We start from the raw sequence: 6,655 nt of genomic DNA, 5'->3' as shown, positions 1-6,655 counted from the left end.
CTACGGCGCCTTCGACTGCTCCGGGTACGTCCGGATGGTCTACGGCTACCGCTCCGGTTACCCGCTGCTCTCCAAGGACGTGGCCGGCCCCGGCCCGCCCCGGCGCGCCCCACGCCCGGCCCGGGGGGGCGGGGGGGGGTCGACGCCGACGCCCTCGACCCGGCTGTCCAGCCGGACGACGAGGATGCAGCGCGGCACGACGGCGGGCAGCGCGAACAGCATGGCGTCCCCGACCTGGGGGCGCGGCTGGAAGCACGGCACGTCCACGCCGTCGGCCAGCCGCGCCGTGGCGTCGGTCTGCTCCCCCGCGGCGGAGACGGTGACCAGCCGGTCGAGGGAGCTGGGGACGACGGGTAGGTCCTCGGCGGTGGAGAACACCACCGCCTCCTCGGTCTCGGTCCGCAGCGTGGACACCTCGGTGCCCGCCCGCAGCAGCACCGTCTCGGGCTGCGGGGCCGACAGCCAGAAGTCGACCTCGGCGGTCGCCGCGGCCGGCGGGAAGAGCCGGACGCCCAGCAGGTCGAGGAAGGCGGAGTAGTTCTTCTCCGGCACCCGGTTCAGCCGGTAGAGCAGCTGGTCCACCATGTACGCGAAGGTCTCGATCAGGGTGACCCCGGGGTCGGACACGTTGTGGTCGGTCCACTCCGGGGCCCGCTGCTGGACGAACCGCTTGGCCTCGTCGACGAGTTGCTGGAACCGGCGGTCGTCCAGGTTCGGGGAGGGCAGCGCCATCAGCTCACTCCCCCGGTCACGGCGCCCAGGGCACCCGGGACGTCCTGGACGTCCGGGGCGTCCGGCGAGCTCGGGATGGTGTAGAAGGGAAAGACCAGGTTGCGGCGGTCGTTGGTGGACCGCACGGTGTAGTGGACGTCGATGTAGAGCGTGCCGTCGTCGACGGTGTCGAAGGCGATCACGACGTCGTCCACCTCGATCCGCGGCTCCCAGCGTTCCAGCGCGGTGCGCACCTCGCGCGCGATCCGGCCCGCCGTGCCGCCGTCGCTCGGCGCGAACACGTACTCGTGGATGCCGCAGCCGAACTCCGGGCGCATCGGCCGCTCCCCGGGGGCGGTGCCGAGGATCAGCCGGATGGCCTCCTCGATCTCCCGGTCCCGGTCCACCATGCCGATGCCGCCGGTGGCGTTCACCCGCAGCGGGAAGGCCCAGCCTCGCCCGATGAAGCCGCTCACGCGACGCCCCCGATCAGCACGTTGAGGGCGCCGGTGACGATCTTCGCGCCGCAGGCCGTCTGGTCGCCCATCCGCGCCGCGGGCAGCCCCCCGATCAGGACCAGGCCCCCGGCCGCCGCCGTGGGGCTGGGCATGACGACGTTGCCGGGCCCGAGTTCCACGTGCGGCACGCACACGTGCAGGCTGCCGGTGACGGCGGCCGGGCGGCCGCCGATCAGCACGGTCGCCGCCGCGAGGGCGCCTGGTGGCGGGGTGGTGATGGCACCGCCGTCGCTGGTGGTGTCACCCATCCGGGCTGCGGGGGGCATCTGCGTTCTCCAATCGGGTGGTTCGAGGGGGCCGGAGGGTCGGTCCACACTGACGGTGATTCAGCTGACGGTGACTCAGTTGATGCGCACGAGAGCCGCCTTGAGCACCGCCAGTGCGCCGCCGTCCACGGTGACCCCCGTACGGCCGGTGACGTTCACCGATCCCCCGCGCAGGTTCACCGTCCCGGCGCCGGCGTCGATGGTGATGCCGGTGGAGGAAAGCCGCACCGAACTCGCCGCCGCCGCACCGGCCGCGCCGAAGACGGTCAGGACGATCTCGCCGCGCTGCTCGTCCAGCCGCACCTCCAGTTTCCGGTCCCCGCTGGCCAGCCGGACGCCGGACTGGCCGCCCGGCACGTCCAGCAGTTCCAGGCGGTGGCCCGAACGGGAGACCAGCGAGCGGCGGTTGACCTTCCCGCCGGCCGGGTCGACCAGCGGCACCTCGTGCGGCGAGGGCTTGTCGACGCCGTTGTAGAGGCCGCCCAGCACGTACGGGCTGTCCAGGCTGCCTTGCTCGAAGCCGACCAGCACCTCGTCGTTCACCTCGGGGCTGAACACACCGCCGCCGCCCTGCCCGCCCCACTGGACGGTGCGCACCCAGTCGGAGACGTAGGTGTCGTCCAGCCACGGGAACTTCAGCCGCACCCAGCCGCGTTGCGCGCCCCCCGGCTCCCGGACGTCGGTGACCACGGCGACGGCCAGGCCGGGCATCCGCGGCCCGCGCGGCACCGCGCCGCCCCCGGCGACGAGCCCCGCGAGGGAGCGGTCCGGCGCCGCGCTGACCACCACAGTCGTCCGGTAGCCGCGGAAGGGCTCCAGCAGGTGGCGCACCGCGGTGGCCGTGTAGCGGCCCGAGAAGGCGGCGCCGACGTTGCCCAGGGCGACCGGAACGCCCGCCCGCAGCTTCGGGTTGCCCTCGACGACCACCTCCAGCTCACCGAACCCGGCGGCCACCGAGGCGGCGACCGAGCCGGCCGCGGCCGCCGTCTCCGCCTGCGTGCGGTACGGGGTGTCGGTGACGGTCATCCGCGCCTGCCCCGAGAAGGCGGCGGCCGCCGTCGACGGGCTCATCCCGGGCCGCACCGTCTCGCTGGCCACCGACGGCTCCGTGGCGACCAGGGCCTTCTTGGTGAGGACGTTCCAGCCGCGCACCTCGACGGTGTCCGCCCCGCCGCCGCCCGTCAGCACACCGCGCAGCTCCAACAGGTTGCGGCCGTACTCCAGGACCAGCGGGTTCTGCGGAGCGGGCGTCGAGGGGGCCGGGGCCGAGGAGGCCTGCTCGGGCTTGACGAACTCCAGCAGCCCCTCGTCGTCCGCCCGCACCTGCGCACCGCTCTCCTGCGCCAGGTACTGGAGGAACTCCCAGTCCGAGACGTTGGCCTGCGACAGCTGCTCGTGGACGACGGGGAACGCGTCGACCCGGCCGCAACCGAGCCCGGCGCCCGCGGCGACCTGACGGACGATGTCCGCCGTCGACATGTTGCGGAACGCCTTCACCCGGCGCCCGCGCATCAGCCGGTGGGTGATGGCGGACGCCCGCACCACGGTGAACGAGCCGGTGGTGTCCACGTCCAGCTCCAGCGCCGTCACCTCGCCGGTGAACAGCCGCACCTGCGCGTTGCCCTGCACCGTCATCACGGAGACCCGCAGCCGGGTGCCGATGGTGACCCCGGTCGCGGAGAGGAAGGTGTGGTCCGCGTCGCGGAACATCAGCACGGCCGTGTCGGGCAGGCCCGTGCTCTCCTCGATGTCGCAGGAGACCAGCTGGGCCGCCCAGACCGGCGGCAGCGGGCCGGGCGCCTCGACGATCGGATCCGCGGCGAAGGAGCGGCCGCCGCGTGCCTCGGGAGTGGTCATGACCGCCCTCCTCGGGTGGGCTCGTCGATCCCCGGCACGATCAGTTCCACCCCGGGGACGAGCACCATCGGGTCGTCGATGTCGTTGGCCTCGGCGATGGTGCGCCAGGCCGTCGCGTCGCCGTACTCGCGCCAGGCCAGCAGCGGCAGGCTGTCGCCCGCGATCACCCGGTGGGTGCTGCGCGCCTCCATCGAGCCGGAGGTCGGGTTCTGGCCCGGCGTGTCGACACTGGCCTCGTCGATGGTGAACGAGCAGGTGGCCCGCAGCGGCTTGCCGTCGACGTCGAACAGCGAGTAGGTGACCTGAAGGCCGGTCAGCACGCCGTTGAACGACGTCGTCGACGACGTGCCCCAGTCCAGCCGGATCCACGGGCTCGCCGGCTTCTTGCGCGCCAGGCTGGCCGGAGTCGGCACACAGGCCGTCATCAGCTGCTCCACCGCCTTTTCCACGGAGTCGTCATGGGTCGCCGTCGCATCGAGAAACACCTCCATGGACAGCGAGCGGGGCCCGCTGCCGACGAACTCGGGCAGCGCGGACTCGGCGGCCATCCGGGACGGGGTGCGGCGCCACTCCGAGGACTTCCGCAGCACCAGGCTCGACGGGTTGAACTGAAGCGGGAGCCTCGCGATCACCCCGCCGGGCTGGGCGCCGACCGTCGCCGGCGGCTCCATGATGGCCAGTTGGGCCCGGGTGACACTCGCGGGGACGTCTGACATCCCGCACCTCCTTCCGTTCGTCGTCCGATGGGTGGCCTGCGCCGGGTGCGGCGCGCCGTCACGATGACGGGCGCAGCCCGGCGTGGGCGATCTCCAGGGACTCCATCGCCGCCTGCGAGTTCGCCGGGTCGAACGACGGGCCCTGCCAGCGGACGGGCACGATGCCGAGCACCTGCCAGCTGACGATGGGGCTCAGGTCGGGCCGCAGGGCCACGATTTCACCGTTCTTGGGCTGGACCCGCCGCACGGTCTCGTCCAGCCAGCGGGCGATCTTGACGGTGTCCGCGGTGACCGCGCGGGTGAGCGTGATGTTCGACCAGGTGATCCGGCCCGGCAACTGCCAGGAGAACCCGTTGTTGCCGCCCTCGGCGTACTGGTGGATCTCGACCTCGGCGCCCAGCCCCGAGCACGTCGTGAACTCGCCCAGATCGTTGCCACCGATCGTGAGCTTGAAGAACACGCTCGTCGCGAAGATGTTGTCGGTCATTCCTGCCTCCGTCGCCCTGCCCGCCTACCACCTGCCACCTGCCACTGCCCGTCTGCCCACCGCGCCCCGAGCGCTCAGCGACGGCCGTCGTACGGCCGCCCGGCGCGCTCCCTCCCCCTGCGCAACTCCGCGCGCAGCAGCCGTCCGACGGGCTCGATCAGGCGCCGGGCCAGTTCGTCGAGGTCGGCCCCCGACGTGGGCCCGGTCGACGATCCGCCGCCCGGCTGAGCGGGCGGGGCCGCGGTCGGCGGCGGGGACGAGGCGGCGGTCTGGACGGTCACCGGAGTGCGGGCCGGTACGGCGGTCAACGGCACCCCGTGCAACCCCGCCTGCTCCGCCACCCGTTGCAGCACCCGGGCGGTATCCGTCGACGGCCGCGCCGGCCCGGACGACCCTGAGGACGAACCCGCGCCGTCCCGCGACGGCGCGGTCCACGACCACGACCCGGTGCGCAACAGCGACTCCCCGCCCGCCCCCGGTCCGCCGAAGCCGCCCCCCGCGACGCCCGGAGCCCAGGCGCCACCGCCCGGCAGCGGAGGCGCCGCGGACGCGGGCACGGCCGGGCCGGCGGGCCCGGCGACCGGCAGCCGCTGGACCATCGCGGGGACCGCCGGGGACGCCGAGGCGCTCGGCGGGGCGCTCGGCGGGGTGAGTCGCACCAACGGCACGCTCGGAACACGGCCACCGGAGGGGGCAACGGACGCGGACGCAGGACGCCCCCCGCGACCGGCGGGGACGGCGGGGGCTGCGGCAGGCGTCGACGCATCGGCGGAGAACACCGGTCGCACGGTCGGCTCGACCGGGCCGGGGGCGAGGGCAGAGCCGGCAGCAGCGGCAGCAGCGGCAGCAGCGACAGCGGCAGGGCCCGCGGACACCGAGCGCTGCACGCTCGCAGCGCGCCCGGCACGGGAGGCGCCCACGGCCGCCGGGCCGGCATCGGCCACGACGACCGGGGGTGCTGGACGCTCCCCGCGCCGCACCCGACCGGCGGGAACCACGACAGGCACCGCAGCACCTCGCGGCTCCGCCGACCGGACACCCGGCTCGACAGAGCTCGGACCGCCGGAGACCGAACGCTGCACCGCCGGACCACGGCCGCCACGCTCCACAGTCGGCGGCGGCACGGGAGTCTCCCCGCGCCGCACCCGCCCGGCCGGGGCGATGGCGGGCGCTACGGGCTGCCCGTCCGGCGCCTCCGGGCGAGATCCCCCGGCCGTCGTCGAACGCTGCACACCAGCCCGCCCCGCAGGAGGAGCGCCGCGCTCCGACAGGCGCGCATCCGCCTCCATCGGGCCAGTACCGGGCCCGGCAGCCACCGGACCGGAACCACCAATCGCCGGACCCCGCACACCTGCACGCCCCGAGGGGGCACCACCGCGCCCCGACGGCCGCGGCCCCTGCGCCGCCGAGCCAGCCGACGCCGACGAACGCGCATCCGCCTTCACCGGGCCGGCGCCGCCGGCCACCGAACGCTGCACGCTCGGACGCCTCACGGCAGCAGAACGCCCCACCGCGCCCGAGCCGGCAGAGTCCGCAGAGCTGCCGGACGCCGATCCCCGCGCACCCGCACGCGCCACCACGGCACCCCGCGCACCCGGCACCGCCGGGCCGGTGCCTTCCGGGTCCGACGGGGATTCCGGGGACGCCGGGCGCGCAGCGTCGGGTCGGCTCGCCTGTGCCCGTCGGGGCAGGCGCAGGACGGCGGCGGCCCGGTGCCGCCAACTCGCGGGTGGCGCCCGCGGCGGGGGCGCGCGGGGGGGGGCGGGGCGGCGGGGCGGGCGCCGGCGGCCCGGCGCGGGGGGGGGGGACCCGCGGCGGCCCCCGGCGGGGGGCGCGGGGGGGGGGGGGCGGGCGGGGGCCGGGGGGGGCGGCCGCCGGCGGGCGGCGCCGGGGCGCCGCCACCCGGGGGGGGCCGCCGGCTCCGGGGCCGGCGGCACTTCGCTGCGCACGGGCGGCTCCTGCGGCCAGGCGGCCCTGACGACGGGTGGGGCGGGCACCGGCGCGGGCACGCGGCCGGACACCGGTGGGGGGGGCGTCGCCGGCGCGGCGGGCGTGGGCGCCCTGGGGGGCGCGGCCGGGCGGGCGCGGGGGCGGTGGCCC

The 6,655-nt window shown here is 75.8% G+C and carries 6 protein-coding genes and 1 pseudogene; all 7 read right to left on the bottom strand.

Going from position 1 to position 6,655, the window contains the following annotated elements; genetic code table 11:
* Nucleotides 1–102: 102 nt before the first annotated feature.
* Nucleotides 103–732, bottom strand: a pseudogene (locus tag ACFV6I_RS36330) (putative baseplate assembly protein); the annotation flags it as partial.
* Nucleotides 732–1,187 (bottom strand): GPW/gp25 family protein, encoded by a 456-nt coding sequence (locus ACFV6I_RS36325; protein WP_350881814.1) that lies wholly within the window; start codon nucleotides 1,185–1,187, stop codon nucleotides 732–734. The gene ACFV6I_RS36325 and the pseudogene ACFV6I_RS36330, both read right to left, overlap by 1 nt.
* Entirely contained in the window at nucleotides 1,184–1,495 is a 312-nt protein-coding gene (locus tag ACFV6I_RS36320) for a PAAR domain-containing protein (protein WP_363373135.1), read from the bottom strand. The genes ACFV6I_RS36325 and ACFV6I_RS36320 overlap by 4 nt, the downstream gene beginning before the upstream one ends.
* Before the next feature lie 75 nt (nucleotides 1,496–1,570).
* Nucleotides 1,571–3,352 carry a VgrG-related protein gene (locus ACFV6I_RS36315; RefSeq protein ID WP_380430238.1) on the bottom strand — a complete coding sequence of 594 codons (1,782 nt, stop codon included), beginning with the start codon at nucleotides 3,350–3,352 and terminating at the stop codon, nucleotides 1,571–1,573.
* On the bottom strand, nucleotides 3,349–4,068 hold the full coding sequence (locus tag ACFV6I_RS36310; protein ID WP_063346009.1) for a LysM peptidoglycan-binding domain-containing protein: 720 nt from the start codon (nucleotides 4,066–4,068) through the stop codon (nucleotides 3,349–3,351). The genes ACFV6I_RS36315 and ACFV6I_RS36310 overlap by 4 nt, the downstream gene beginning before the upstream one ends.
* Nucleotides 4,069–4,126: 58 nt before the next feature.
* Nucleotides 4,127–4,555 carry a phage tail protein gene (locus ACFV6I_RS36305; protein ID WP_063346010.1) on the bottom strand — a complete coding sequence of 143 codons (429 nt, stop codon included), beginning with the start codon at nucleotides 4,553–4,555 and terminating at the stop codon, nucleotides 4,127–4,129.
* Nucleotides 4,556–4,629: 74 nt separating this feature from the next.
* Nucleotides 4,630–5,214: a hypothetical protein gene (locus ACFV6I_RS36300; protein WP_380430234.1), complete on the bottom strand. Its 585-nt coding sequence runs from the start codon at nucleotides 5,212–5,214 to the stop codon at nucleotides 4,630–4,632.
* Nucleotides 5,215–6,655: the final 1,441 nt, after the last annotated feature.

Source organism: Kitasatospora sp. NPDC059803, from assembly GCF_042732255.1.
In the GTDB taxonomy this organism is placed as follows: domain Bacteria; phylum Actinomycetota; class Actinomycetes; order Streptomycetales; family Streptomycetaceae; genus Kitasatospora.
Note: the sequence above shows the minus strand (reverse complement) of the source record. Positions and strands in the feature narration are given on the sequence as shown.